This window comes from Dethiosulfovibrio peptidovorans DSM 11002, assembly GCF_000172975.1.
Classification (GTDB): Bacteria; Synergistota; Synergistia; order Synergistales; family Dethiosulfovibrionaceae; genus Dethiosulfovibrio; species Dethiosulfovibrio peptidovorans.
In genome coordinates, this window is the sequence record NZ_ABTR02000001.1 from 1,496,775 (window position 1) to 1,522,079 (window position 25,305).

General features: G+C 54.2%; 23 protein-coding genes. 10 read left to right on the forward strand and 13 right to left on the reverse strand.

The genetic code is table 11. The annotated features are described in order from the left end of the window. Positions 1-19 precede the first annotated feature (19 nt). Positions 20-730, reverse strand: a complete 711-nt coding sequence (locus tag DPEP_RS07135; RefSeq protein ID WP_005660850.1) for a GntR family transcriptional regulator — start codon at positions 728-730, stop codon at positions 20-22. Positions 731-902: 172 nt separating this feature from the next. Here DPEP_RS07135 and citC point away from each other — a divergent pair, with 172 nt between their 5' ends. The 3 genes from citC to DPEP_RS07150 are packed head-to-tail and all read left to right on the forward strand — an operon-like array spanning position 903 to position 3,057. Next, positions 903-1,892, forward strand: a complete 990-nt coding sequence (gene citC, locus DPEP_RS07140; protein WP_005660852.1) for a [citrate (pro-3S)-lyase] ligase — start codon at positions 903-905, stop codon at positions 1,890-1,892. Positions 1,893-1,897: 5 nt separating this feature from the next. Next, positions 1,898-2,164: a citrate lyase acyl carrier protein gene (gene citD, locus DPEP_RS07145; RefSeq protein ID WP_005660854.1), complete on the forward strand. Its 267-nt coding sequence runs from the start codon at positions 1,898-1,900 to the stop codon at positions 2,162-2,164. A gap of 11 nt (positions 2,165-2,175) precedes the next feature. Next, entirely contained in the window at positions 2,176-3,057 is an 882-nt protein-coding gene (locus DPEP_RS07150; RefSeq protein WP_005660855.1) for a triphosphoribosyl-dephospho-CoA synthase, read from the forward strand. On the opposite strand, the gene DPEP_RS07155 is transcribed toward DPEP_RS07150, so the two are convergent. The 7 genes from DPEP_RS07155 to DPEP_RS07185 all read right to left on the reverse strand — a co-directional run bounded on the left by DPEP_RS07155 (position 3,032) and on the right by DPEP_RS07185 (position 12,708). After that, on the reverse strand, positions 3,032-4,255 hold the full coding sequence (locus tag DPEP_RS07155; protein ID WP_005660856.1) for an aminotransferase class I/II-fold pyridoxal phosphate-dependent enzyme: 1,224 nt from the start codon (positions 4,253-4,255) through the stop codon (positions 3,032-3,034). The two genes, DPEP_RS07150 and DPEP_RS07155, sit on opposite strands and share 26 nt — an antisense overlap. A 23-nt stretch (positions 4,256-4,278) precedes the next feature. Further along, positions 4,279-5,226 carry an L-threonine 3-dehydrogenase gene (locus DPEP_RS07160; protein WP_005660857.1) on the reverse strand — a complete coding sequence of 316 codons (948 nt, stop codon included), beginning with the start codon at positions 5,224-5,226 and terminating at the stop codon, positions 4,279-4,281. A 91-nt stretch (positions 5,227-5,317) separates the two neighbouring features. Next, on the reverse strand, positions 5,318-6,541 hold the full coding sequence (locus tag DPEP_RS07165; protein WP_005660858.1) for a dicarboxylate/amino acid:cation symporter: 1,224 nt from the start codon (positions 6,539-6,541) through the stop codon (positions 5,318-5,320). Positions 6,542-6,681: 140 nt separating this feature from the next. Next, on the reverse strand, positions 6,682-7,326 hold the full coding sequence (locus DPEP_RS07170; RefSeq protein ID WP_005660860.1) for a response regulator: 645 nt from the start codon (positions 7,324-7,326) through the stop codon (positions 6,682-6,684). Continuing rightward, positions 7,323-10,499 carry a sensor histidine kinase gene (locus DPEP_RS07175; protein WP_005660862.1) on the reverse strand — a complete coding sequence of 1,059 codons (3,177 nt, stop codon included), beginning with the start codon at positions 10,497-10,499 and terminating at the stop codon, positions 7,323-7,325. Before DPEP_RS07175 ends, DPEP_RS07170 begins: the two co-directional genes overlap by 4 nt. After that, on the reverse strand, positions 10,496-11,959 hold the full coding sequence (cls, locus tag DPEP_RS07180) for a cardiolipin synthase (protein ID WP_005660863.1): 1,464 nt from the start codon (positions 11,957-11,959) through the stop codon (positions 10,496-10,498). The genes DPEP_RS07175 and cls overlap by 4 nt, the downstream gene beginning before the upstream one ends. 20 nt (positions 11,960-11,979) lie before the next feature. Beyond that, complete coding sequence (locus tag DPEP_RS07185) at positions 11,980-12,708, reverse strand: endonuclease/exonuclease/phosphatase family protein (RefSeq protein WP_005660865.1); 729 nt, start codon at positions 12,706-12,708, stop codon at positions 11,980-11,982. Positions 12,709-12,937: 229 nt separating this feature from the next. Between DPEP_RS07185 and DPEP_RS07190 the strand changes: the two genes are divergently transcribed. Beyond that, on the forward strand, positions 12,938-13,138 hold the full coding sequence (locus DPEP_RS07190; protein ID WP_005660867.1) for a cold-shock protein: 201 nt from the start codon (positions 12,938-12,940) through the stop codon (positions 13,136-13,138). 70 nt (positions 13,139-13,208) lie between these two features. Here DPEP_RS07190 and DPEP_RS07195 read toward each other — a convergent pair whose 3' ends face one another. Genes DPEP_RS07195 through DPEP_RS07210 form a run of 4 tightly spaced genes read right to left on the reverse strand, consistent with a single transcriptional unit; the run spans position 13,209 to position 17,027 of the window. Beyond that, entirely contained in the window at positions 13,209-14,216 is a 1,008-nt protein-coding gene (locus DPEP_RS07195; protein ID WP_005660868.1) for an ABC transporter ATP-binding protein, read from the reverse strand. Beyond that, positions 14,217-15,197, reverse strand: coding sequence for an ABC transporter ATP-binding protein (locus DPEP_RS07200; RefSeq protein ID WP_005660870.1), 981 nt, complete (start codon positions 15,195-15,197; stop codon positions 14,217-14,219). It lies immediately after the preceding gene. 17 nt (positions 15,198-15,214) lie between these two features. Then, on the reverse strand, positions 15,215-16,114 hold the full coding sequence (locus tag DPEP_RS07205) for an ABC transporter permease (protein WP_005660871.1): 900 nt from the start codon (positions 16,112-16,114) through the stop codon (positions 15,215-15,217). A gap of 10 nt (positions 16,115-16,124) precedes the next feature. Then, complete coding sequence (locus DPEP_RS07210; RefSeq protein WP_274531990.1) at positions 16,125-17,027, reverse strand: ABC transporter permease; 903 nt, start codon at positions 17,025-17,027, stop codon at positions 16,125-16,127. Positions 17,028-17,123: 96 nt separating this feature from the next. Here DPEP_RS07210 and DPEP_RS07215 point away from each other — a divergent pair, with 96 nt between their 5' ends. Beyond that, entirely contained in the window at positions 17,124-18,356 is a 1,233-nt protein-coding gene (locus DPEP_RS07215) for an IS256 family transposase (protein ID WP_005660293.1), read from the forward strand. A gap of 272 nt (positions 18,357-18,628) precedes the next feature. Here DPEP_RS07215 and DPEP_RS07220 read toward each other — a convergent pair whose 3' ends face one another. Further along, a complete protein-coding gene (locus DPEP_RS07220) occupies positions 18,629-20,242 on the reverse strand; it encodes an ABC transporter substrate-binding protein (RefSeq protein WP_005660877.1) in 1,614 nt (537 codons plus the stop codon). A gap of 216 nt (positions 20,243-20,458) precedes the next feature. On the opposite strand from DPEP_RS07220, the gene DPEP_RS07225 reads away from it, so the two are divergent. From DPEP_RS07225 to DPEP_RS07245, 5 genes are read left to right on the forward strand one after another with little or no spacing between them, the layout of a single operon-like run. Then, positions 20,459-21,214, forward strand: coding sequence for a DeoR/GlpR family DNA-binding transcription regulator (locus DPEP_RS07225; RefSeq protein ID WP_005660879.1), 756 nt, complete (start codon positions 20,459-20,461; stop codon positions 21,212-21,214). After that, positions 21,214-22,809 (forward strand): ATP-binding protein, encoded by a 1,596-nt coding sequence (locus DPEP_RS07230; protein ID WP_005660881.1) that lies wholly within the window; start codon positions 21,214-21,216, stop codon positions 22,807-22,809. Before DPEP_RS07225 ends, DPEP_RS07230 begins: the two co-directional genes overlap by 1 nt. Beyond that, the gene (locus DPEP_RS07235; RefSeq protein WP_005660883.1) at positions 22,806-23,498 is read left to right on the forward strand and encodes a response regulator; all 693 of its coding nucleotides are present in this window, start codon (positions 22,806-22,808) and stop codon (positions 23,496-23,498) included. Before DPEP_RS07230 ends, DPEP_RS07235 begins: the two co-directional genes overlap by 4 nt. Next, positions 23,495-24,439, forward strand: a complete 945-nt coding sequence (locus tag DPEP_RS07240; protein ID WP_005660886.1) for an ABC transporter ATP-binding protein — start codon at positions 23,495-23,497, stop codon at positions 24,437-24,439. Before DPEP_RS07235 ends, DPEP_RS07240 begins: the two co-directional genes overlap by 4 nt. After that, entirely contained in the window at positions 24,436-25,194 is a 759-nt protein-coding gene (locus DPEP_RS07245; RefSeq protein WP_005660888.1) for an ABC transporter permease, read from the forward strand. Before DPEP_RS07240 ends, DPEP_RS07245 begins: the two co-directional genes overlap by 4 nt. Positions 25,195-25,305 lie beyond the last annotated feature (111 nt).

Sequence of the window (25,305 nt, forward strand, 5' to 3'; positions counted from 1 at the left end):
AACCCCATAGGGGTGTATCTCACATATAGTCGTGTGTCCCTATATCCTCGGAGCAACCTATAGCTTCGATCCATATCCTGTAGGACCTGTCTATATGGCTTGCCCAGAGGATCGCTGCGTCATCTGGTTTCCTGTCCACGAAATAGCCGTACATCTGTTCTCTCGTGCTGTAGCTTTCGTGAAGTCTCTTGGCGATGACGATCCTTACGACCCTGTACCGGTCCAGCATCTCTCGGTGGCTCCATATGAGGTCCACCACCCTGGGGGCGTGGGATGCCTCGAACATGGCCTTGTTATACCTTGCCACTATGGGAACGTATGCGTCCGCCAGGGCGTCTCCCTGTAAGGTGTTCATATAGGTTTTTGCCTGATCCAGGGTGGCCCTTATGAGGCCGAGCTCTTCCTCCGTGGCATTGACCGCCACATAACGTACCGCCAGACACTCCAGTGCCTTTCTCAAGGCGAATATCTGAGCCACGTCCTTGGGGAGCAGACCTTTTACCACGTTGCCCTTCATGGGAACCCTCTCTATCAGGCCCTCGGTCTCCAGTTTTTGTATAGCCTCTCTGACGGGAGTCCTGCTGATGTTGAACTCGGTCGCGATCTCTCCATCGGTGAACCTGGTGCCCGGTTCCAGTTCGCCGCCTACGATGGCCTGTCTGATGTGTTCGTAGACGATCTCCCTTACCGGTTTGATCTTTATTTCCTTGGCTTTAGAAAGTAATGGCATGGTCAGTCTCCTTTTTGGATCCAGGATGCTTGATGCAGCATCCATATCTGTTATACTATGCTCAAAAGGGAAGTTTGTAAAGTACGTTTTCTCACAAGACGCTATGTATGCACGGCAAGGCAGTCTCTGAATATTCAGCCTGCTGTTTTTCCCTTATTGGGAGGTGCTTTTTGTGGTTGAGATAAGGGAGCTCTGTTTCCAAAGCGAGATGGAGGAGAGGGCCTCGCTTCTGGCCTCCAGGGGGCTTTCCGTCCCCGGTGGAGATGGCAGAATTTTGGGGGCTTTCGATTCCGATAGGCTTGTAGGTACCGCCTCTTTGTTCCGATCGGTCGTCCAGGGTGTGGCGGTCGACGATTCCTTCGAGGGGGAGGGGTTGGCGGCTTCCCTTATCTCCAGGGTCATTTCTCTGGCGGTCTCGGAGGGGATCGGTCACCTTTTTCTGTTCACCAAGCCATCGGAGGCCCTCAGCTTTTCCCGTTTAGGGTTCAGAGAGATCGTCTCGGTTAAAGGAGCCTCTCTTTTAGAGTGGGGAAGTCCCGGTCTGGACAAATACCTCGCTGGCCTCTCCGAAATGGCCACTGGAAGGGACAGCTCGGCGGTGGTCGTAAACTGCAATCCCTTTACCCTGGGCCATCGATGGCTTCTCGAGAGGGCCTCCTCTTCGTCATCCCATCTTTTCGTCCTCGTGGTGGAGGAAGATCGGTCGATCTTTCCCTTCGAGGACCGGTTCCTTATGGTGAGTTCCGGGTTGTCCGATCTGGACAACGTTACGGTGATACCCAGTGGACCCTACGTCATCTCTTCCGCTACCTTCCCTACCTACTTCACCAAGGGAGGGGAGGAAGAGTCCGTACACGCTGCTCTGGACATCCGGTTATTCGGTACTAAAATAGCTCCGGCACTCGGCGTTTCCAGGCGATTCGTGGGTAGCGAACCGAACTGTCGTCTCACCGCACTCTACAACGAGACCATGAAGACCGATCTACCACCTCTGGGAGTTGCGGTGGAGGAGCTGTCTCGGATAGAGAGCGGCGGTGTCCCCATAAGCGCTTCCAGGGTTAGAGCCTTACTGGAGTCGGGGGAGATGGATTCGATCCGCCCACTGGTTCCCGACGTAACCTGGAATTACCTTTTAAATCGATATAAAGAAAACGAGGAGTGATGGGCATGGAGTTCAGTTCCGCCGCGGTAGCAGGTACCCTCGAATCCAGCGATGTAATGGTTAGTTTCTCTCCGTCGGACGAGGTCTTAGAGGTGGAGGTCGAGAGTATCGTTATGAAGCAAAGAGGCAGGAGAATAAGGGAGGTAGTCGATGAGCTGGTCTCCCAAGTAGGCCTTGAGAAGGGTGTCCTTAGAATTCAGGATAAAGGCGCCTTGGAGTGCACTCTGAGAGCTAGGATAAACACCGTTTTAGACAGGGCTGGAGCCCGCTGAGCTCCCCTCGTATGCTGTCCGACAGGTTGGCAACCTTGGCTCAGAGGGCTCTTATCCATGAGGCCGCTTCTTCGCCCAAGCCCGGGTTGGTAACGTCTATCGACAGAGGAGCCCATCACGACATGGACTTCGGCTCCTTCGTTGCCAGTGCTTTGGCCTTGGGGCCTTTTTTTAAACAGGCTGCCACTATAGGGGCGAAGCTTCACCGTGAATCTCCGGAGGAATGTCTGAAGGTGTTGAGATCCGCCGGAAGAGAGGCGGAGTCGTCGATGGAGGAGGCCACCGGAGGAGTGAACACCCACAGGGGAGCGATATTCTCTATGGGGTTGGCCGTGGCGGCAGTCGCGAGGACCGTGTCTTTAGGGGAGGTTCCTCATGGAGAGGCGGTGGCGAAGGTTTCAGGATCCTTCGTGGCTGGGATAGTCGAGAGGGAGTTGACTCCCCTGCTTCTGAGACACGAAGAGCCCCTCTCCGCCGGAGAGAGGCTCTTCGTGTCTATGGGAGTCGACGGGATCAGGGGAGAGGCGGAGAGGGGGTTCCCCAGCGCTCTCGTCGCCCTGTCCCGCCTTAAGTCCTATCCCGATCCTCTATCGTCTTCCGCTATGTGCGACGCTTTGCTCTCCGTCCTGGCCTCGGGAAACGATACCAACGTGTTGTCCCGAGGAGGAAAGGAGAGAATGATATACCTGGCGGAGGCCGCCGAGGAGGCTTTGCGCCTTGGTTGCATGAAGACCTCCGAGGGACGTCGCAAGGTCGCCGCCATGGAACGCTACTGTCTGGATAACTGGGTAAGTCCCGGAGGCAGTGCCGATATGCTGGCTTTGGCGGTGTTTCTTGTTCTGGTGGAACGAGAGTGGCCGATCTCCTCTACCGTTTCTCTCTGTACTCCCTGAGTATATCCAGAACAGCGTCGATATCCGATGCCGTGTGGTCGCCGGATATCTGGAACCGTATCTCCTCGTCTCCCTTGGGAACCACAGGGTAGTTCAGCCCCGTGGCAAGGACGCCATTCTCCAGCAGGTAGGAGACTATCCTGGAGGTTTCCTCGGTGTCTCGGACCATCAGGGGAACCACAGGATGGTCTCCGGGGATCACCTCGTAGCCCAGGTCGGTCAGCCCTTTCTCGAACCGTCCGGTCATGTCCCTCAGGTGTTTCAGTATGCCCCTTCCCTCGGGGCCGTCCAGTATCTCCAGGGCCTTGACCGTGGCGGCCGCCTCTCCGGCGGAGATGGGGTTCGAGTAGATGTACATGGGGGCGTGTTCCCTCAGGTAGGTTACTACCGCTTCGCTGGATACGACGTAGCCGCCGTTGACACCGTAGGCTTTGCCCAGGGTCCCCACCAGGACGTCGGCCCGACCTCCCGTGTATTCCTCCGTGCCTCTGCCTGTCTCTCCGAAGGCCCCCACCCCGTGGGAGTCGTCCACCACCAGTATGGCGTTCTCAGGAAAGAGATGGTCGTGTTTCCTGACCACTGCCTCTATCTCCTTAAGAGGGGCGTGGTCTCCTCTCATGCTGAAGATGCCGTCCGTGACGACTATGAGACGCCGGGCTCCCTGGGCCTCCAGGATCCTGCTCTCCAGCTCTGCCACGTCGTTGTGGCCGTAGACCGATTTGCTCCTGGGGCGGGAGAGCCTTATGGCGTTTATTATGCAGTTGTGGTTGAGCTCGTCGCTTATGACCGCCGTTTCCTTGGTTATCAGGGAGGTGAGCACTCCGTTTACCGTCATGTAGGCCGAGCTGAAGACCATGGCTTCCTCTCTGCCGTGAAAGGCGGCCAGTTTTTTCTCCAGGTCCCTGTGAGGTCTGAAGGTACCGCTTATGAACCGGACCGCTCCGGGGCCGACTCCGTATCTGGTGGCTCCCTCTTCCTCCGCCTCTCTGAGGTCGTCCCTCAGGGTAAGTCCCAGGTAGGAGTTGGAGTTCATCCTTATGAAGGGTTTCTCACCGTGTCCCTTGACGAGGTAGCGAGGCCCCCTGTCGCCTTCCGGCTTGATGACGTCCTCTATTATCAGTTCCTTGCCCTTGGCCCGTCCGGAGTTTCTCAGCTCCTCCAGGTTCCCATTAAGGGTTTTCTCCAGTCTGTCCAGCATGGTTTTCTCTCCTTCCCCTACTTCTAGGATAGTTTGGCCTTCAGTTTCTCAAGCATGTCGACCGTCATGGCCTCCAGGTCGTATTTAGGGTTCCAGTCCCATTCCTCTCTGGCGGCGCTGTCGTCTATGGAGTTGGGCCACGATTCGGCTATGGCCTGACGGGCCGGGTCTACGTCGTAGTTCAGGACGAATCCCGGTACGTGCTTTTCTATGGCCGCCGCAAGTTGGTCCGGCTCGAAGCTCATGGCGGTTATGTTGAAGCAACACCGGTGCTTCAGCCTGGACGGGTCGGCTTCCATGAGCCCCACCACACTATCCAGGGCGTCGGGCATGTACATCATGTCCATGTAGGTCCCCGGGGCTATGAAGCTGGTGTAGCTGCCTTTGCGAATTGCGTCGTAGTAGATGTGGACGGCGTAGTCGGTGGTCCCTCCTCCGGGAAGGGCGTCGTAGGAGATGAGTCCGGGGAAGCGGACTCCCCTGGTGTCCAGGCCGTATTTGCCGTGGTAGTAGTCGCACAGAAGCTCTCCCGATACCTTGGCCACTCCGTAGATGGTGTTGGGCCTCTGGACAGTGTCCTGTGGCGTTTTGTCCTGTGGCGTCCCTGGTCCGAAGGCCGCGATGGAGCTGGGAAAGAAGAAGGAGCAGCTCTCCTGACGGGCGACCTCCAGGGCGTTGTAGAGACCGTTCATGTTGACCGACCAAGCCAGCTGGGGGTTCTTCTCCGCGTTGGCCGAGAGTATGCCGGCCAGGTGAAGCACCGTGTCGGCCCTGTGTCTCTTCACCAGTTCACTCAGCTTGTTTCCGTCAGTCACGTCCAGAAGCTCGAAGGGCCCCTCGCCAAGACGTTCCGTTCCCTCTTCCTTCACGTCCGTTGCCAATACGCAGTCGTTGCCGTATTCCTTCCTGAGACGGCGGATCAGCTCCGTCCCTATCTGTCCCAGTCCTCCGGTTACCACTATTCGTTTCATCTATGTCGGCCTCCTTTTTTGATCATGAAAAGGAGGGGAGAGATAATCTCTCCCCTCAGGGGGTGGTGTGTTTCGGGCTTTTATGTTCCCGTCAGTCTCCGGCGCCTACCGGCTGTCCGGAGGTGTCCGGAATTCTTGCGTTCTTTCCTGTCAATTTGTTGACCAATATAGCGATGGCTCCGTCTCCCGTGACGTTACAGGCGGTTCCGAAACTGTCCTGGGCCAGGTAGAGGGCTATCATGAGGGAGAGCATGGTCGGGCTGAAGTGGAGCATAGACTCCAACACTCCCAAAGCCGCCATGACGGCGCCGCCAGGAACTCCCGGTGCCGCTACCATGCAGACTCCCAACATCATCACGAAGGGCAGCATGGCTGCGAAGGATACGTCCATTCCGTGAAGCATCATGACCGCTATGGCACAGCTGGTCAGGGTTATGGTGCTTCCAGACAGGTGTATGGTGGCGCAGAGGGGAACTACGAAGTCCGCCACGTCCTCGTCGACGCCGTTTTCCTTGGTCTGTTGAAGTGTGACAGGGATAGTCGCGGCGGAGGACTGGGTCCCTATGGCGGTGAAGTAGGCCGGGATCATGTTCTTTATAGCCTTGAAGGGGTTCTTCCCGGCGGCGGAACAGGCTATCAGATACTGGACGATCAACATGGTGAAATGCAACGCTATTATGACGGCATATACCTTTATGAACACCGACATAATGGTCTGGACCTCGCCTCCGTAGGTCATATTTGCGAAGATGCCGCAGATGTGAAGCGGAAGGAGGGGAATTATCACCACGGAGATGAGTTTCTCTATTATGCTCTGGAACTCGTGCATGACCTCGTTGAGCTTGCCTCCGTCTATGGCGGCCATCCCTATTCCGAGGGTGAAGGCTATCAGCAAGGCGGTCATGACCCCCATTATCGCAGGCATCTCCACTATGAAGAACGGCGCCAGCAGGGCCTCTTCGGGGTTTCCGTGAGCTGCCGATTCGGAGACCATGGCGCCTACGCTAAGAATATGGGGGAATACGGCGCTGTCTGCGAAGTAGGCCAGGGAACCGGCCAAAACGGTGGAACCGTAGGCTATCGCGACCGTTAGCCCCAGTATCTTACCGGCGTTCTTGCCCAGGTCGCCTATTCCGGGAGCCACGAACCCGATTATTATCAGAGGTATGCTGAAGCCAAGAAAGTTGCCGAAGAGGCCGTTGAAGGTTGCGAGAAGCCTTACCACCTGTTCGGGGGTGAACTTACCTATTAGTATACCGGCGATGATGGCGATTATCAGCTTTGGAAGAAGCCCTATCTTTCCTTTTCTCTCCATTGATCGTCCCTCCATGTGAATATGATGTGTTTAGCTACACTTTTGTAAGCATATGTCGTTTCATAGGGCGGTACAATCGGTCCTGGGATGATAGGGACTTCTCCTTTTGCTGATTTATACTAGGGTTTTGTCGCCTATAGTCATCGATTGATGGATATCATTCCATTTCGTATGGCGTATTTGACCAGATCGGCCAGGTTTTTCAGTTTCAACTTGTTCATTATGTGTTGTCTGTGGGTCCCGACGGTCTTTATGCTGAGATGCAATCTTTCCGCCACCTCTCTGTTCGTGTTCCCCTCCGCCAGGAGCATCAATATCTCTTTTTCCCTCGGTGTAAGAGGTTCTATGTCGTCCGGGTCGTGTAGAGACGACACGTACAGTTTTGCCACTATATGGGATATGCTGGGTCCTAGGTAGATCTCTCCGTCCATAACCTTCCTCACCGCCTCGACCAGTTCGGTGGAAGCGCAGTCCTTCAGAAGAAATCCCAGGGCTCCTACCTTGAGCATCTCGGAGACGAAGCTTCTGTCGGCGTACATGGAGAGGGCCACCACTCTCGACGAGCCGTCCTCTACTATCCGTCTGGTCGCCTCTATTCCGTCCATCTGGGGCATCATGACGTCCATGACAGTTACGTCAGGTCTGATCTCGCCGGCTATGGACAGGGCCTCCTCTCCGTTTCCTGCCTCTGCCACTACCTCCATGTCTTCCTGGCGGTTCAGCAGGGCCTTTACTCCCTCCCTGAGTATCTTATGGTCGTCTGCCAGGAGTATCTTTATCGTCATTCGTCGTCCCTCCTTCCGACCGGGACCATCAGTCTCACAGAGGTCCCCTCCCCCGGGGTCGACCTTATGACCAGCCGTCCTCCCAGGGAGATTATCCTCTCTCTGAGGCTGAAAAGGCCGAAGGATCTCCTATTCCCCTCCAGTTTCTCGAGGGTCTTGGGGTCGAAGCCCGATCCATCATCGGTGGTCGATACGTAAAGTCGATCTCCGTAGGTCTTGATCCTGATGGTCATCTTAGACGCCTCCGCGTGTTTTACCGTGTTCATCGCCAGTTCCCTGACCGCTCTAAACAGGAAGGCCTTCATGTCGTCGTCCATCGAGGGCATCGGTCCGTCCGAGATGTACTCTATGGAGATGCCGTAATTATCTTCAAATCTCTCCGACAGGTATTCCAACGCGGCGGTGAAGCCGAAACGGTATAGCATGGGGGTTCCTAACTCGAACGTGAGAGTCCTGGTGGAGTCTATCGTTTCGTCCAGCATGGACGTAACCGCCGATATGTCCTCGTCTGCCTGGCCGGAAAGTGACTGGCGGAGCATCTCGAGTTTTATCTTGGACAAGGCCAGAGTCTGGCCTATGGAATCGTGGACCTCCGTGGCTATCTGACGTCTTTCCCTTTCCTCCGCTTCGGTGAGGGCAGTGGCGAGGGATCTCAGTCTCTGTCTGTGTTTTGCCTCGTGTCTCCTGGCCTGTTCCAGTTGCCTGTTTTTCTCGGTCAGCTTTCGGTTGGCCCCTTCCATGACCATCCTTAGACGTCTCTCCGTCCTCTTTTCCTGTCGGTTTCTGACGTATTTAAGCGCCAGATAGAGTACGATCCCTAGCAATGAGATATAGAGAAGATAGGCCATGGGGGTTTCCCATATCGGGGGAATTACCACTATCTCGAGGTTTGCCTCTTCTTCGTTCCAGACCCCGTTGTTGTTGGCTCCTTTTACGGAGAAGACGTATCGTCCCGGAGGTAGATAGGTGTAGCTGGCCTCGTGTCCGTTTCCCGAGTGTATCCAGTTCTCGTCGAACCCCTTCAGACGATACATGTATTCGTTGGCCTTCGGTGCGGTGTAATCCAGTGCGGCGAACTTTATGGTGATGTAGTTCTGTCTGTCGGTGAGGACAACCTTGTCGTATCCCTGTCGATTTTTCCTCATAGGAGCTGGCTCTCCGAACACCGAAACCTCGTTTATCACGACCGGAGGTATGTGTTCGTTTTCGCTTATGTTGTCCGGATAAAAGCTGTTGCACCCCTTGGTCCCTCCGAAATAGATCTTGCCGAAGCGGTCCGTTATGGCTGCCCCTCGATTGAACTCCTTTCCCTGTAGACCGTCTCCCATGGAGTAGTTGGTGAGGTCCCCGGTCTCGGGATCCATGCGGCTCAGGCCGTTGTCGGTGCTGAGCCATAGATTGCCGTATCTGTCCTGAAGGATCGCCTTTATCACGTCGCTGGGCAGGCCGTTCTCGGACGTATATACGTCGACTTGGTCTCCTTCTATCCTCTGAAGTCCTAGGTCCGTCCCTATCCAGAGCCCCTTTTCGTCCAGCATCAGACATAGTATCCTGTCGCTCATGACCCAGTCATGCGACCAAGGAGTCATATGACGACAGGTTTGATCCTCCAGAGATAAGGAGAATAGACCGTCATCGTCGGTGCCTACCCACAGTATTCCGTCTCTAAAGGCCATGGAGGTTATCTCCGCTTCGGCAAGGCACTCCCATCTATCTTCCGGTAGGGCCATCGCTCCGTCCAATCGGAATGGCCCTCTTGCCGTCCCGATCCAGAGTGTTCCGTCGTCGCCCTGGATCATTGATCGAACCGGTGGAGATTCCTTTATGCCTATGAAGGGGACCGTCTCGAAAACGTTGCCGTCGAAGCTGTCCAGTCCCGAGTCTGTTCCTATTAGGAGTCTATCGTCGTCGCATCTGAATATGGATAGTACTCTGTCGCTGTCGGGACTCATGGGGTCTTGCGGGTCGTGTCTTATGGTCTCCGAAGTGCCCTTTCTCTCGTTGATAACCCTGAGTCCGTCGCCGTAGGTGCCGGCCCAGAGGGTGCCGTCTTTGTCCTTCCACAGTGCCCTGACGTCCTGTCCTACAAGACCCTTGACGTTGTAGGACTTGCTGTCGTACCTTTGGAAGGGTTTCTTCAGGTGGACCTTTTCCACTCCGTCGGAAAAGGTCCCCATCCAGATGATGCCTGTAAGATCTCCGAAGTATATCGACGATCCCGTGTCTCCAAAGATCGAGAGGACTATGTTTCCTCTGAGACCGTGGGGAGATGTGTTGTCCCTGCGGTAGATCGAGGTGCTCCCGGAGTTTGGGTCGAAGCGGATAACCCCGTTTCCGTCGGTCCCTATCCATAGTTCTCCCGCTATGTCCTCGTATATGGACGTTATCGATCTGGAGAGCCCGGTTTTATCCGTGGGTAGAGATACCGGGGCGAATTTTTCCGACTGTCTGTCCAGACCATAGAGCTTACCGGATCTCGTTCCCACCCAGATCCGGTAACGGTGGTCCTCCTCTATGGCCGTTACGGCCCTGTTCGAGTCGTGACCTAAACCGTTCATCCCGTAGCGGGAGTAGCCGTCGTCGTCCTTTCTGTACAGGGCCCTGTCGGTCCCTATCCAGATTCCTCCGGAACGATCGGCTTTTAAGACATTGACCCCTTCTTCGGGGGCTCCGGGCAAACCTCTCTGATGTTCGAATTTACCGCCCATGCCGATGGCCTTCTCCAGACCTTCCGTCGTCCCTATCCATAGGGTTCCCGAACGGTCCACGCAGAGGGCTGTTATCTCGTGAGCCCTCAGACTGTTCTCGTCGGCAGGGTCGTTTCTGTAGTGTTCTATCACTCCAGTAGCCATGTTCAGTCGATCAAGCCCTCCGGAGGTGCCTATCCATAGGTAGCCCTTTCTGTCTTCCGCCAGCGAGGTCACGACATTGTCCGAGAGTCCATCGTCTCGGCCCCATCTTTTACGGTAGGTTTTGAATTCGTATCCGTCGTATCGGTTCAGCCCTCCGTCCGTTCCGAACCACATGTAGCCGGTCTTGTCCATGAGGATAGTCCTGACAGTGGTCTGGGAGAGCCCTTCCTCCAGGGACAGGTTTTCGAATATGATCTCTTCCTGGGCGGAGGCTATCCCGGCCAGGAGGATCAAGGTCGATATCGCGGCGATACATCTCATAGCAGAGGACTGAAAAGCCTGGTCGCGCTTTCCAGTGTTCTCACCCCCAATGGCCTGTCCTTCCATCTGGACGACGTGAGCCTTATCGATTTCGCTAGAAAACGTTCCTGTGCCTCCACAATGGCAGTAGCCTCTTCCTTGCCGTAGAAGATTAGATTTATCTCGAAGTTCAAGGCGAAGGACCTTATGTCGAAGTTACTGGAGCCGAAGAAAGCCAGCTCACCATCTACCGTCATGGTCTTGGCGTGTAGCAGCCCGTCGGAAAACTGATGAATCTCTATCCCCATGTCCATCAGCTCTTGGTAGTAGGACCTGGCTGCGTGTCCCACCAGAAATTGGTCGCTTCGGGATGGGACTATCAGTTGAACTCTTACGCCTCTGAGGGCCGCTACCTCCATGGCCTGGAGAAGGCTCTCGTCGGGAATGAGGTAGGGGGTGGTTATTATCACCCGCCTGGTAGCGTCGTGCATGGCGCTGACTATCAGTCTCTGATAGTTCTCCGTTCTGTAGTTCGGACCGCTGGGAACGGTCTGTACCGATATGTCCCCCCACTGGTCCACCGGGGCGGTGAGTTGTTTGAGGTCCGGTTCCTCTCCGGTCTCGACGAACCAATCCTCCAGAAAAACCGCCTGGAGTTGCCTCACCACCGGTCCCTTGAGTCTGATGGACATGTCGCGCCATACTAGGTCCCTGTGTCCGTATCTGGGATCTATCATGTTGTGAGAGCCTGTGTAGGCCACAGATCCGTCTACTATGGCTATCTTTCTGTGATTTCTCAGGTCGAATCGGGCCGCATGTCTCCTGAAAAGACTTGCTGGAAGGGCCTCCGCTACCGAAACTCCCTGGGCCCTTAGCCAGTGGACCCTTCCTTCTTTTATAAGAGAGCCCGATCCGACGCTGTCTATCATAAGACGACACTGAACCCCTCTCTTGGAGGCTCTGGTCAGGGCTTCTATCACCGGGCCTCCTATGTTGTCGTCGGAGAGTATATAGTAGAGCAGATCCACGGTCTCCTTAGATTCGTCTATGTCTCTCACCAGTAGCGAGGAAAGATCGGACGCCTTGGATATAAGCTTCCCATCGTTTCCCCCTACTATCGCCATGTGTCCCAGAGTCTCGGCCAGAGAGGATATTCTGTGTAGCGATCTCGGAAGCTCCGGCGAGAGAGCGCACAGTGTCTGGTGACACCTTATCCTCACGGTAGACAGCTCTCTGAGGAGTCGCTGATGTCTCTTCAGTCTTCTCTGAGGCAGTAGGTTGGATCCCATGGCCAGGTACAGCAGCAGGCATGGCCAGGGCCAGAAAAAAATGACCACCAGCCAGGCCATGGCGGCTCCCGGGGTGTGCCTCATGGGAACTATAGCCAACATGGTAACTCTTATCAGCCAGGAGGATACGTTATGTATCCCCAATATCAACAGCCAGAGATGGTGATCGGTCAGTATGGCGCTGAGAGGCATGGCAATGGCTCAACTCCTTTTCAATGGGAAATTTCGAGGTCACATATGAGTGGAAGGTGGTCGGAAAAACGTACGTCAGGGATGAAAAAACCCTTGGTTGATATCTCTTCGGAGATCAGCACGAAGTCCAGTTCCTTTCTGGGTCTCCTGCACGGATAGGTGGGAAGCCCGAGTTCGTTTACGCTGGCCATCCCCGTCTCTCTGAGAGGAGCCAGTTCCTCCGGTCCGGATAGGGTATTATAGTCCCCGGCTAGTATGAGAGGTCTTTCTCTGGCTGAGCATAGGTCCCTCAGTGCCCGGATCTGGTGACGACGGCTTCTGCTGCCCAGAGAAAGATGCACTAGAATCAGGGAGAAGTCGCCGTAGGCGACCTCAAGGGCGTTCCTCTTCATCCCTCTGCCCAGATCATGGCAGTCGGTTTTGATCGGGGGCAGTCTCGATACTATCGCATTTCCCTGGGATCTTAAAACCGGTAACCGAGAGATCCTCTCGCTGTATTTAACCGCGAAACGATGATGGCCTCCCATTGATGAAGCTGCCGTCTCAGCCTGGCAGTTTCCCCCGTGGCGGTATGAACCTCCGTCAACCTCTACCAGTCCGATTATATCTGGAGAGAGGTTCATAAGATAATCGGTTATTCGTTTGAACCGTCCTGTCGATCTTCGGAAGTTCCCGGAAAAAGGCGCCGGCACATGGTAGGAGAGTCCCGTCCCGGTGCCGTATCTCACGTTGTAAAGTATAAGTCTCATGTCTCTCCTCCCAGATCTTGTTTAGGAAACGATATCACATATACCGTGAGTTCGGGGTGTCTCATCTTTTTTTCCTGGAAGGGCTCTTTGAAGACTTAAAATAACTTTTGATTAAATAAAAATATTTTTGTAAAATCTTATAAAGGTTGTTGACAAGTGGATGGGATTGAAGTAGACTTTGTTTGTCGCAGAAATGGTAGCGGCAAAAAACACTTTAGGAGGCAACACCTTGACTCAGGGAACAGTGAAATGGTTTAACGGCACAAAGGGCTATGGGTTTATTACTGGTGAGGACGGAAAGGATTACTTCGTCCATTTTAGCGCCATCAACATCGACGGCTTTAAGACCCTTGATGAGGGTCAGGCTGTGACCTTCACCATCGAGAACGGACAGAAGGGTCCCCAGGCTTCGAACGTTTCGCCTGTTTAAACCTTTTCTAATCTAGTCTCAAAAAGCGACGGTCCTTAGGGACCGCCGCTTTTTTTGTGCTTCCGAGTCTTCAGTTCTTCGATTTAATCAGGTGGCATGAGACGATATGTCCCGGTTCAATCTCTTGTGACTCAGGTCTCAGTCGAGAGCAAAGAGGCATGGCCTCTTTGCATCTTCCGTGAAACGGACATCCGGATGGAAGCTCTATCGCACTTGGAATCTCTCCCTTAGGAAGGTCCTCTGTGTCGGAGTTTTTTCCGGAGATCCTGGGGATGGCTGAGAACAGCGCTCTGGTGTATGGATGCGACGGGTTCGAGAATATCTGTTGTTTGTCTCCCTTTTCCACGATGTGCCCCAGGTACATGACGGCTATCTCGTCGCTTATGTGTTTGACCACCGAGAGGTCGTGGGCTATGAAGAGATAGGAGAGAGATAGCTCGTCCTTCAGGTCCATTAATAGGTTCAGTATCTGGGCTTGTATGGAGACGTCCAGCGCCGATACCGGTTCGTCCGCTATTATCAGCTCCGGTTCCACCGCCAGAGCCCTGGCTATGCCTATCCTCTGTCTCTGACCTCCGCTGAACTGATGGGGGTATCTGGATCCCTGTTCCGCCCTGATTCCGACCCGTTTTAGCAACCTCATGGCCTTTTCCCTCGCCTCTGTGAGGGAGGATGAGGTTCGATGAAACAGCATCGGCTCGGTCAATATGTCCAAGACCCTTTGTCTAGGGTTTAGGGATGCATAGGGATCCTGGAATATCATCTGCATCCTCTTTCTGAGAGGAAGCATCTCCTCTCTGGAAAGCCCGGTGATGTCCCTGCCGTCGTAAGTTATACTTCCCGATTTCGGCTCTATCAGCTTTATTACCGTCCTTGCCGCGGTGGATTTCCCGCAACCCGACTCTCCCACTATGCTGAAGACCTTCCCTTTTTCCACGGAAAAGTTTATCCCGTTCACTGCCTTGACGATCCTCTCCTTTATCGTAGGCCGTCCCTTGTCGAAGGTTATTTTGCTAAGAAAATCGGGATTCAGGTCGAAACTCTGAACCAGATCCCGTACGTCCAGAAGGGGTCCCATCTATCGGCTCTCCTTTCCGAGTGGAAAATGGCAGGCCGCCAGGTGTTCCTTTGCTACCTCGATCAGAGGCGGTTCCTTTTCGTTGCATATGGCTCGGGCAAAGGGACATCTGGGGGCGAAACGACAGCCTTCGGGTAGTTCAAACATATTGGGAACGATCCCCCTTATGGTGTCCAGTCTCTTTTTGTCTCTGTCCAGGTCCGGTATGGATCCTATCAGTCCCCTGGTGTAGGGATGGGTGCTTTTGTCTATGACAGTCCTTGTGGTCCCGGTCTCCACGATCTTCCCGCAGTACATCACGTTGACCCGGTCGGCCATCTCGGATACCACCGCTAGATCGTGAGTTATCAGTATGAGGGATCTTCCCCTATTTTTGACCATGTCGGACATCAGCCTGAGGATCTGGGCCTGTATCGTCACGTCCAGAGCGGTGGTCGGCTCGTCGGCTATCACGAGTTTGGGATCCGCCGCTAAGGCTATGGCTATGACCACCCTCTGTCTCATTCCTCCGCTGAACTGATGCGGGTAGGCGCTGAGTCTTTTCTCCGGGTTGGATATACCTACGGATCTCAGAAGTTCCATTGATGCCTTCTTTCTTGTCTTGCCGTCCATGTCGGTGTGAAGCATCAGAGTTTCGTCCAGCTGTCTGCCTATGGTGTATACCGGATTCAAAGAGGTCATGGGGTCCTGGAAGATCATGGAGATATCCCTTCCCCTCACGCGGTTCATCTCTCTCTCGGAGAGCTTCATGAGATCGGTGCCGTCGAATTCGATTGAGCCCGATTCTATCCGTCCCGGCTCGTCTATCAGCCTTATGACAGAGAACCCCGTGATGGATTTGCCCCCTCCGGATTCTCCCACTATGGCAAGGATCTCTCCATGATCCACGGAGAAGGACACTCCGTCCACTGCTCTGACGGTCCCCTTGAACGTGTGGAAGTAGGTTCTAAGGTCCTTCACTTTCAGGAGCCTTCCAGCCATATCGATTTCTCCTCCCGTCACTTTAACTTTGGGTTCAGCTCGTCTCTCAGAAAATCACCGAGGAGGTTGGTGCCGAACACTATGACCATGATGTAGAGCCCCGGGAGGATCGAGACCCACCAAAGGCCGCTGTAGAGCACCGAGAATCCGTTGTTGCACAGCATCCCCAGGGACGGCCGGGTAAGAGGTACTCCCAGGCCGAGAAAGCTCAGGCTGGCTTCGGTAAGTATGAATGATCCGACCTGTATTGTTGAGAGGACTATGATGGATGCGAAAACGTTGGGCATTATGTGTCGGAAAAGTATCCTGCGGTGAGGAAGCCCTATGACCTTGGCCGCCTCGACGTACTCGTTTTTCTTGACCGAAAGGGTCTCGCCTCGGACGGTTCTGGCGTATCTGACCCAGCCCACCAGAGTCAGGGATATCAGTATGTTTACCACACCCCTCCCCAGGACGGACATGAGGAACAGGGCTATCAGCATTGTCGGAAATGAAAGCTGTATGTCCGCTATCCTCATTATCACGTTGTCCACCTTGCCTCCGAAGTAGCCTGCTACCAACCCCAGGAATATCCCTATGACGCTGGCCAGAGCGGTTCCCGCAAGCCCGATGAAGAGGGAGACCCTGCTTCCGTAGACGATAGTGCTCAGCATATCTCGCCCCTGTTGGTCCGTTCCGAGAGGGAAGTCGGGGGATCCGCCTTCTAGCCACATAGGCGGTTTATAGGCGTTCTTGAGCTCCAATGTCGCTATGTCGTAGGGATTTTGAACCGTCCATATAGGCCCCAATACGGCTATGAGGAGGACCGAGATAACCAGGATGGACCCGACCATACCGGAAGTGGATCGGATGTAGTTGTGGAAGAATTCGGTCTTTCTCAGATCCGTCAGGAACCCCTTTTTCGTCGATTCAGCCATTTGGTCCTCCTCACTGTAGATCTATCCTGGGATCTATGAACACGTACATGATGTCCACCACGAAGTTGATGAAGACGAACATGACCGCCACGAAGAGTATATATGCCGCTATTATCGGACGATCGGCGCTGTTAATGGCGTCTATCAGCAGTTTGCCCATGCCGGGCCAGGCGAAGATGGTCTCGGTTATGGTCGTGAAGGCTATGAGACTCCCCATCTGTAGACCGAAGATGGTCACCACCGGGATAAGGGTATTCTTCAGAGCGTGCCCGAACAGCACCTTTCTTCGGGGTACTCCCTTTGCCCTGGCGAACTTTACGTAGTCCTGTCTCATGTTTTCCTGCATCCCCGAACGGGTCAGCCTTATTATCGTGGCTATGTTGCCCAGGGCCAGGGTCACCGATGGTAGCAGTATATGCATCCATCCGTCCCACGTGGCCAAGCTCGTCGATATGCCCAGAAACTCGGCGGTCTCCCCTCTGCCGGAGACGGGAAGCACTCCAAGAAAAATGCCGAAAAGGAATATCAGAACCATGCCTATCCAAAAGGAGGGCATGGATATCCCCGCTATGGAGAAGGCCATGACCCCCTTGCTGAAGGGGTTTTTGGGGTAAGCTCCGGATATTACCCCCAGGGGAATGCCTATGAAAGCGGAGAGCAACAGGGCTACAGAGACTATTTCCAGTGTTGCCGGGAATCTCTCGATTATGAGTCCTAAAGCCGGAAGGTGGTACATATAAGATTTGCCGAAGTCTCCCGACAAGGCGTTCTTCACGAAGATCCAGTACTGGACCGGCAATGGTTTGTCCAATCCCAGATATTGGGTGACCGCCTGGATCTCCGCCTCGGTGGCGTTTTCCCGGACCATCAGATATACCGGATTTCCCATGATAACGTACAATATCTTTCGCACATTTACTTGAGGTAAAACTTGGCAGTAGCCCCCACAAGGGTTATGTTTTAGGTGACAAAGCCAAAAACATATTGTCCCGAGGGAGGGCTACCGCAAATGTACGATACCACAGATAACACCGGGAAGACAAAGGGTGATTCCAAGATCATAAGGATCGACGAACAGGAGATCCGTTCCCATCTGGATCGGATAGTGAAGGGAACCGTAGAGGATACCCTGAACTCGTTGCTGGATGCCGAGGCGGACGCAATCTGCCAGGCCGGTCGTTACGAACGTACCCCGGACCGTCTGGACACCCGTGCCGGCTATTACAGCAGGAAGCTTCAGACCAAAGCCGGTGAGGTGCAGCTGAAGGTTCCGAAGCTCCGTAAACTCCCCTTCGAGACTGCGATCATCGAACGTTACCGTCGCCGTGAAAGCTCGGTGGAAGAGGCCCTGGTGGAGATGTACCTGGCCGGAGTCTCGGTCCGCAGGGTCGAGGACATCACCGAGGCCCTCTGGGGAACCCGGATAAGCCCATCTACCGTAAGCGATCTAAACAAGAAGATCTACGGCAGAATCGACGAGTGGAGAAACCGTCCTATCAGGGGTGAGCATCCCTACGTGTTTCTTGACGGTATCTGGCTCAAAAAGAGCTGGGGAGGCGAGGTCCATAACGTCTCGATACTTATAGCCATAGGGGTCAACCAGATGGGCTATAGAGAGGTTCTGGGCGTATGCGAAGGCAGCCGAGAGGACAAGGAAAGCTGGTCCTCCTTCCTGAGGCATCTTAAAGAAAGAGGCCTGAAAGGGGTCCGTCTCGTCACCTCCGATAAAAGCATGGGGCTCTTGGAAACCCTACCCCATTTCTTCCCTGAAGCTCTGTGGCAACGTTGCATAGTTCATTTCTACCGCAACGTCTACAGTGCCGTCCCGAAGGGGAAGGCACGAGAAGTAAGCCTGATGCTGAAGGCGATACACAACCAGGAAGACCTGAAAGCAGCCAGAGAAAAAGCTGAAGCCGTGGTCGAAAAGCTGAAGGCCATGAAACTTCAGAAAGCCGCCAAGATCGTCCAGGAAGGCTACGAGGAGACCCTGAGCTACTTCCATTTTCCCTCGGAACACTGGAAGCGGCTCAGAACCAACAATTCTCTGGAACGACTGAACCGAGAGATTCGTCGAAGGACAAAGGTCGTGGGCAACTTCCCCGACGGGGAATCGGCCCTGATGCTGGTATCCGCCAGAGTCAGGCATGTAGCTTCCACCCAGTGGGGTAAGAGAGCCTACATGAACATGGAGCATCTCAGAGAACAGATACTGGAGCAAGAAAATAATGCCATCGTAAGCTGACACAGAAAGCCTTAAAAACCGAACATAGCCCTATATGGGCCTGCTGAGTCAAATATTAATGTGCGAAACATACTGGACAGTACCTTTCCCATAACGCTGGTGAAGACGAATACTATGATAGAGACTGCGAACAGCACCAGAAAAAGCTGTCCTATTCTCTTGACTACGAATCTGAACACTGTCAACCTCCGTGGTTGCGATAGAGACCACGGCGGATCCTCCTGAAAGGGAGGATTCCGCCGTGGCGGTCGAGTTTATTTAGGATCGTTATCTCAGTCTCTGAACTCTACGTCCCAGGCGTAGACATATTTATCCTTTCTTGGATGATAAGTTATGCGATCGTTGCAAGCGTAAATATCCTTCTGGAAATGCAGAGGAACATAAGATACGTCGTTGGCTGCAATGGCCCACACATCTCTCATGATTTTTGCTCTTTCTTCTGGATCGAATGTCGACATCGCCAGATCTATAAGTCTGTCCGCCTCGGGGTTGAGATAATACCCCCTGTTGACGCCTCCGTATCCTTCCTTGACTGGGCCGTCCTGCTTTATGCTGTATAACAGATCCAGGGCCATCAGAGCGCTTTCTCCACCGGAGTCGGCCCATCCGGTCATGCAGAGATGGGTGTTGTCGCCGGTTTTGTTGGACGAGCTTATGTAGGAGAAGAACACCGTCCTGGACATAAGGTTAAGATTTACCTTTATTCCCACCTTCTCTAGATATCCGGCTATTGCTCCGGCAATGGCTCCGTCGTTGATGTAGCGGTCGTTGGAGGCATCTAGAGTTACCTCGAAACGATAGCCGTCTTTCTGTCTGGGATATCCAGCCTCGTCAAGAAGTTTTTCCGCCATCTTGGGGTCATAGGACAGTCTTCTTATGTCGCCGTTGTAGCCGTTGAAGCCCTCGGGTATATAGGTCGCCGCAGGTTCGGCAAAGCCGTTCATCACCTTGTCTACTATCTCGTCCTCGTCTATGGCTCTGTAAATAGCTTCCCGAACCTTTATATCCTTAAAGGGATTCGATCCATCAGGAGATTTTAGGGGCATCTTAGCGTCCACCGACGGTTTGTCGGTCCATCCCGCCAGGTTGAGATATATCACCCTTAGGCTGGGTTCGGACAGGACCGATATCCTCTTATTTCTCTCCAGTATCTTCACGTCCCTTACGGGGATGTCCACCACCAGATCGGCCGCTCCGGACAACATATTGGCGGTCCTGGTGCCTTCGTTGGTGATGGGCTTGAAGGTGACTTTCTCCGGTGCGGGCTTTTCTCCCCAGTAGTTCTCGTTTCTGACGAGAACTAGCCTGTCTCCCCTAAGGTGTTCCTCCAGTATGTACCTACCGGTTCCGTTGGGATGAAGGGCGATCCAGTCGTCTTCCTTGCCCCTGCAGGTTTCCTTGTCCATTATGGCCAGATCCTTGAGGTGGGCCAATAGAAGGGCGTTAGGTTCTTTACATACTACCTTCAAGGTATGGTCGTCCAGTTTTTCGTAGCTCTCGACGGTGGAGAGGCAGTAGGTGAAAGCCGACTTCCCGCTTCTCTTGGAGCGGTCGAAGGAAAAAATCACGTCGTCGGCGGTGAAATCGTTGCCGTTGTGGAATTTGACGTCCTTCCGTAAGTGGAAGATCCAGGTTCTGGAATCGTCGGAGATCTCCCAGCTCTCGGCAAGTCCCGGGAGGGGCTGTAGGTTCTTGTCCGGCTCCACCAGTCTGTCGAATATGTGGTAGTTCAGCGCGTTGGTGATCGTCTCGTTGAGAGGGTAGGGATCCAACGAGTAGGCGTCTCCCGCCAGCCCTATCACTATGTCTCTTGGTCCCGTTGCGTAACAGGCCGCCGCTTGGATCACGATAAATGCCGTCAGGATAGCTAAAGCTGCTCTTTTCAAGATGACGATTCCTCCTTTTGGAACGTGTCCATATAGTGAATTCGTTACTGGATACATAGTATCGTCTGAAAAATCAAAAGTCAACTGCTTCAGCGAGTGAAAGTTCGATGTTTCAAGAAGTAATCATCTCGATGGAGAGACGATGTCATCTCGGCGTTATAATGATCAAGATAAAGGGACGAAGAAGGCACGATATATGAAGGGAGAGTCGGTCTCTTGGGCGCAAAAGAGGATAGACGGAAAGCTATACTTGAGGTCCTTCACAGAAAGGGCAGCGCTAAACCGGCCGATCTTGCGGAGGATTTGTCGGTATCTCTGGTCACCATAAGAAGGGATATAAAGGACCTGATTTCGCTGGGGAAGATCTCGTCAGGATACGGTTTCGTGAGACTTCAGTCGAGCCCCAGCGGGGCGGAACAGTCTTTCGCCAGACGACTTCACGTAAACGTGGACGTGAAGAGATCTCTGGCTATCAAGGCCATGGAATACATAAACGACAACGACGTCGTCTTTCTAGGGGCTGGTACGACCTGTTATTTTCTGGCTGAACTGCTGGTGACTCGATTCACCAGGTTGCATATAGTCACCAACGGCCTCAAGGCGCTGGAGATATTGGCGGGAGCGACGGGGTTCAACGTGGAGTGCGTAGGAGGCAGTCTTCTCCCCGGTTTCAACTCCATGGTAGGTCCCAAGGCGGAGTCTTCGCTCCGGTCGTCGTTTTTCTCCAAGGCCTTTCTCTCCTGCGCGTCCTATCGATGCGATTCGGGGGTGTTCGATCTATCCCCTTTCACCGCGGGTGTTAAACAGGTAGTGGTGAGCAACACGAAGCAGCTCTACCTGATGGTCGATTCCAGCAAGATAGGTGCGGCCGCGCCTTCCTTGATAGCACCGGCCGAGAGCTTCGGGCACGTGATAACCGACGATCCTGAGATGAAGGTTCCCCAGGGGGTTTCGGTTAGTTCGGCGGGCTGATGGGTAATTTCTTTCGTCTGTCTCTCAAAGGCAAGGTGATAGGGCTCGTCTTTTGTTTCTTTCTGATGAGCTCTCTGGTGACAGGTCTGGTCATAAGGGGAACGGTCATTCCCATGTTCGAGAGGAGCATGGCGGAGGACGCTATGGACATCGCTTTGTCCGTGGCTTACATTCCTGGGATAATCGATAACGTCGGTCGACCCGACGGGGCGGAGGTAATTCAACCCATAGCGGACGGCGTAAGAAAGAAGACCGGGACCGAGTTCGTCGTGGTGATAGACACGGACGGGATTCGATATTCCCACAAGGTCCCTGAGAGGATAGGCAAGAGAGTGGTGGGAGGAGACGAAGGAAGAGCGCTTCTTGGAGAAGCCTACGTCTCGCGGGCGGTCGGAACGCTAGGCCCCTCCCTGAGGGCTTTCGCTCCAATTTACAGGAAGGGCGAGCTGGTGGGAGCGGTACTTGTCGGCATACTTATCGACAGGGTAAACGCAGAGACCTGGAGGTTGACGACCAACGTTCTCATGGCCTTGGCTCTGGGGTTGGTGGTCGGCATAGTGGGAGCCACTGTGCTCGCCGACGGGGTCAAACTATCTATGAGAGGCTTCGAGCCGGAGGAGATAGACAGGCTCCTCTGGGAAAGAGAGGCCATGCTGGAATCGATAAAAGAGGGGATCTTGGCCGTGGACGAGACCGGCAAGGTAACCCTCGTAAACGGCGAGGCCCGGCGGCTCTTGGGACTCCCCGACTCGGGCGTGATAGGTCGTCAGGTGGACGTAGTCGTCCCGAACAGCCGTCTTCCTCAGGTGTTGAGTTCCGGCGTTCCCGAATACGACAGGGAGCAGGTGTCGGAGAACGCCAGGATACTCACCAACAGGGTGCCCATAGTATGTCAGGAAAGAACGGTTGGAGCCGTGGCCAGTTTCAGGGATATGTCCGAGGTCACTTCGATGGCGGAGGAGCTGACCGGTGTCAGACGTTACGTCGATGCCTTGAGGGTGAGAAACCACGAGTTTCTGAATAAGCTTCAGACCATAAGCGGGCTGGTTCAGCTCGGGGAACACGACCGAGCCGTCGCCTTCATATCAGAGACCGTCCAGTCTACCCAATCGGTGATGTCCTTCATCGCGAGAAGGATAAAAAACCCGTCGGTAGGTGGCCTGATACTGGGGAAGATGGGCCGTTGTCGGGAGTTGGGGATCGAGTTTCGAATAGACGAAGACAGCTATCTGGGACCTCCCGGAAGGGTCGATTCCAACGCTCTCGTGGCGATATTGGGGAACCTGCTGGAGAACGGTATGAACGCCCTTATGGACGTACCGAGGGAGAGACGGAGAATCTACCTGTCTTTGTTCGACGAGTCGGGGCGGATAATAATATCGGTAAAGGACACCGGGCCCGGCATCCCGGAAAACCTGGAAGAGGATATATTCGAGAGGGGCTTCTCCACCAAGGGCGAGGGGCACGGCGGATACGGACTTTTCAACGTCAAGTCCCTGGTGGAAGCCTACGGAGGGGAGATCAACCTGGAGTCCAGGGAAGGGGTCTCCACCGAGTTCCTGGTGAACCTGCCGAACGGAGGGAGTAGATCGTGAGCGATATAAGGGTTCTCATAGTCGAGGACGACCCGATGGTAATGGATATTCACAAACGTTTCGTCCTATCCATACCAGGTTTCGAGCTCGTAGGACTCGGGGCGAACGGGATGGACGGCCTGAAGGTTCTGGAACAAAGAAGCGTAGACCTGGTCATCCTGGATATCTACATGCCCGAGCTGGACGGTCTGGAGACACTGCACGAAATCCGTCGAAGACGTCGAAACGTCGACGTCATAGTGGTCTCCGCCGCTCACGAGACCGATACCGTCAGGGATGTGATGCGTTTCGGAGCCTTCGACTATATAGTGAAACCCTTTACCTACGAGAGGTTCAAAGAGGCTATGGAGGGTTACCTTTTATATTGGGCACAAAAGGGAGACCTGGACCAGGGAGCTATAGACAGGATAATGCGAAGAGGAGCTCGAGAGAAGAGAGACAGATGTCTTCCCAAGGGATTGGGGTCGGTTCAGCTGGATCGGGTAAGGTCGATACTCATGGAAGAGGAAGGGGCCCTCTCAGCCGACGAGGTCGCAGTTAGGGCCGGCGTTTCCAGGGTAACAGCGAGGAGATACCTCGAGTATCTCGTGTCCATAAACAGGGCTGCGGTGGAGCCTCTTCATAGGGACGTAGGTCGTCCGGTCAACCTTTACAGGCTTTTGGACGCTAAAGGAGGGAATTGTTCTTGATAAATCCGGAAATAAAGGTAAAAGGGCTTTCGAAGTCCTTCGGATCGGTGGAAGCTGTGAAGGGGGTTTCCTTCGAGGTGGAGAAGGGGGATATCTTCGGCTTTCTGGGTCCGAACGGAGCGGGAAAGACCACGACCATAAACATGCTTACCGGCCTGGCCCGTCCGGATGGAGGCAGCATAGAGCTAGGCGGTTTGGACTGTACGTCGGACAGAAAACCGGTCCAGCACCTAATAGGGGTGGTCCCGGACGAAAGCTCCCTTTATCCGGAACTCACCGGCATTGAGAACCTCTGTTTTTGCGGAGCCCTCTACGGAATGAGAAAAAAAGAGAGGATCGCCAGGGCTAAAGAGCTTCTCGATACAGTCGGCCTTGCAGATGCGGCGAAAAGACGTTTCGGAGGGTACTCGAAGGGAATGGGACGCAGGTTGACCATAGCCGCTGGGGTGATCCACAAACCTTCGGTGCTCTTTCTGGACGAGCCGACCACCGGCATAGACGTCGTCAGCGCCAGGACCATTCGTTCGATGATAAGGAGTTTGAACGAGAACGGAACCACCGTGTTTCTGACGACCCACTATCTGGAGGAGGCAGAGAGACTCTGCGATAGAGTAGCTTTCATTCGTTCCGGTAGAATCGTCCTCACCGACACCATGGAGGGATTGCTCAAAAAAGATCGAAGGGGAGAGGCCATACTTTTACGATTCGACGGGGAAGGGGACGCCTTGGCCGAATCCATCCTCCGATCGGCGTTCCCTGCCGTTTCCTTCGAGCCGTCCGGACGGGGTGCTGTTACAGCCAGATCCGAGACTTACTTGTCGGTGGGAGCTATGGTCAGAACTCTGGAGGACGGAGGCTTCGAGGTTTTGGAGGCCCGGAGGATCGCGTCTACCCTGGAGGATGTCTTCTTGCAGGTAGCGGAGATGGAGGAAGAACGATGATGAGAGCCGGTATAAGACCCTCATGGTGGATAGCCTACTGGAATATTCTCGTCAAAGACGTCAGGGCCTATTACCTCAAGCCCCCGAACATCAGCTGGGGGATCCTCTTTCCCCTTGCCTGGACCGCCATGTTCCTGATCCGGTCGGGAGGTTCAATGGAGGACGTGAGGGCCCTCCTTCCGGGAATAATGTCCCTGTCCGTCCTGTTCGGTACGACATCCATGTTGGCGGTAACCGTGACCTTCGAGAGGAAGGGACGGTCCTTCGATCGACTTCTTCTGGCCCCTCTGCCTCTGGAGATGCTGATGGCGGCCAAGACCTCCGGAGCCATAGTATTCGGAGTGTTGAACTGCATGATACCCTTCTGGATGGCATCGTTTTTCTACGATCTCTCCGGGACGTCTGTACCCTCCATCCTGGCGGCCGGTGCGGTGCTTTCCGTCGTCTGTACCTTCATGGGGCTTTTCATTGCCGTGTCAGTTAAGGAGGTATTCGAGGCCCAGACCCTCTCCAACTTCTTCCGCTTTCCCATGCTGTTTCTCTGCGGGCTTTTCTTTCCCGTCTCCAGTCTGCCCATATTTCTCCGTCCCCTCTCCTACATGTTGCCCCTTACCTACGGGGTCGACCTGATGAGGTGGATACTGGAGGATCAAGGGCTCATACCTGTTCCGGTGGATTGGCTGGCACTGGTCGGCTTCGCCTCCTTGCTCTTTATGGTGAGCCTCAGGTTCATCAGAAAAAGGTGGATCCAGTGACGGCCGGATCTTTGTGTATGTGATAGCTATCTTTATGTTAAAGTAAGATTGGCAACTCGGCAGACCTGGGGTATGATGCTGGAATCCTTTTGGTGTATATTGTATAAATAA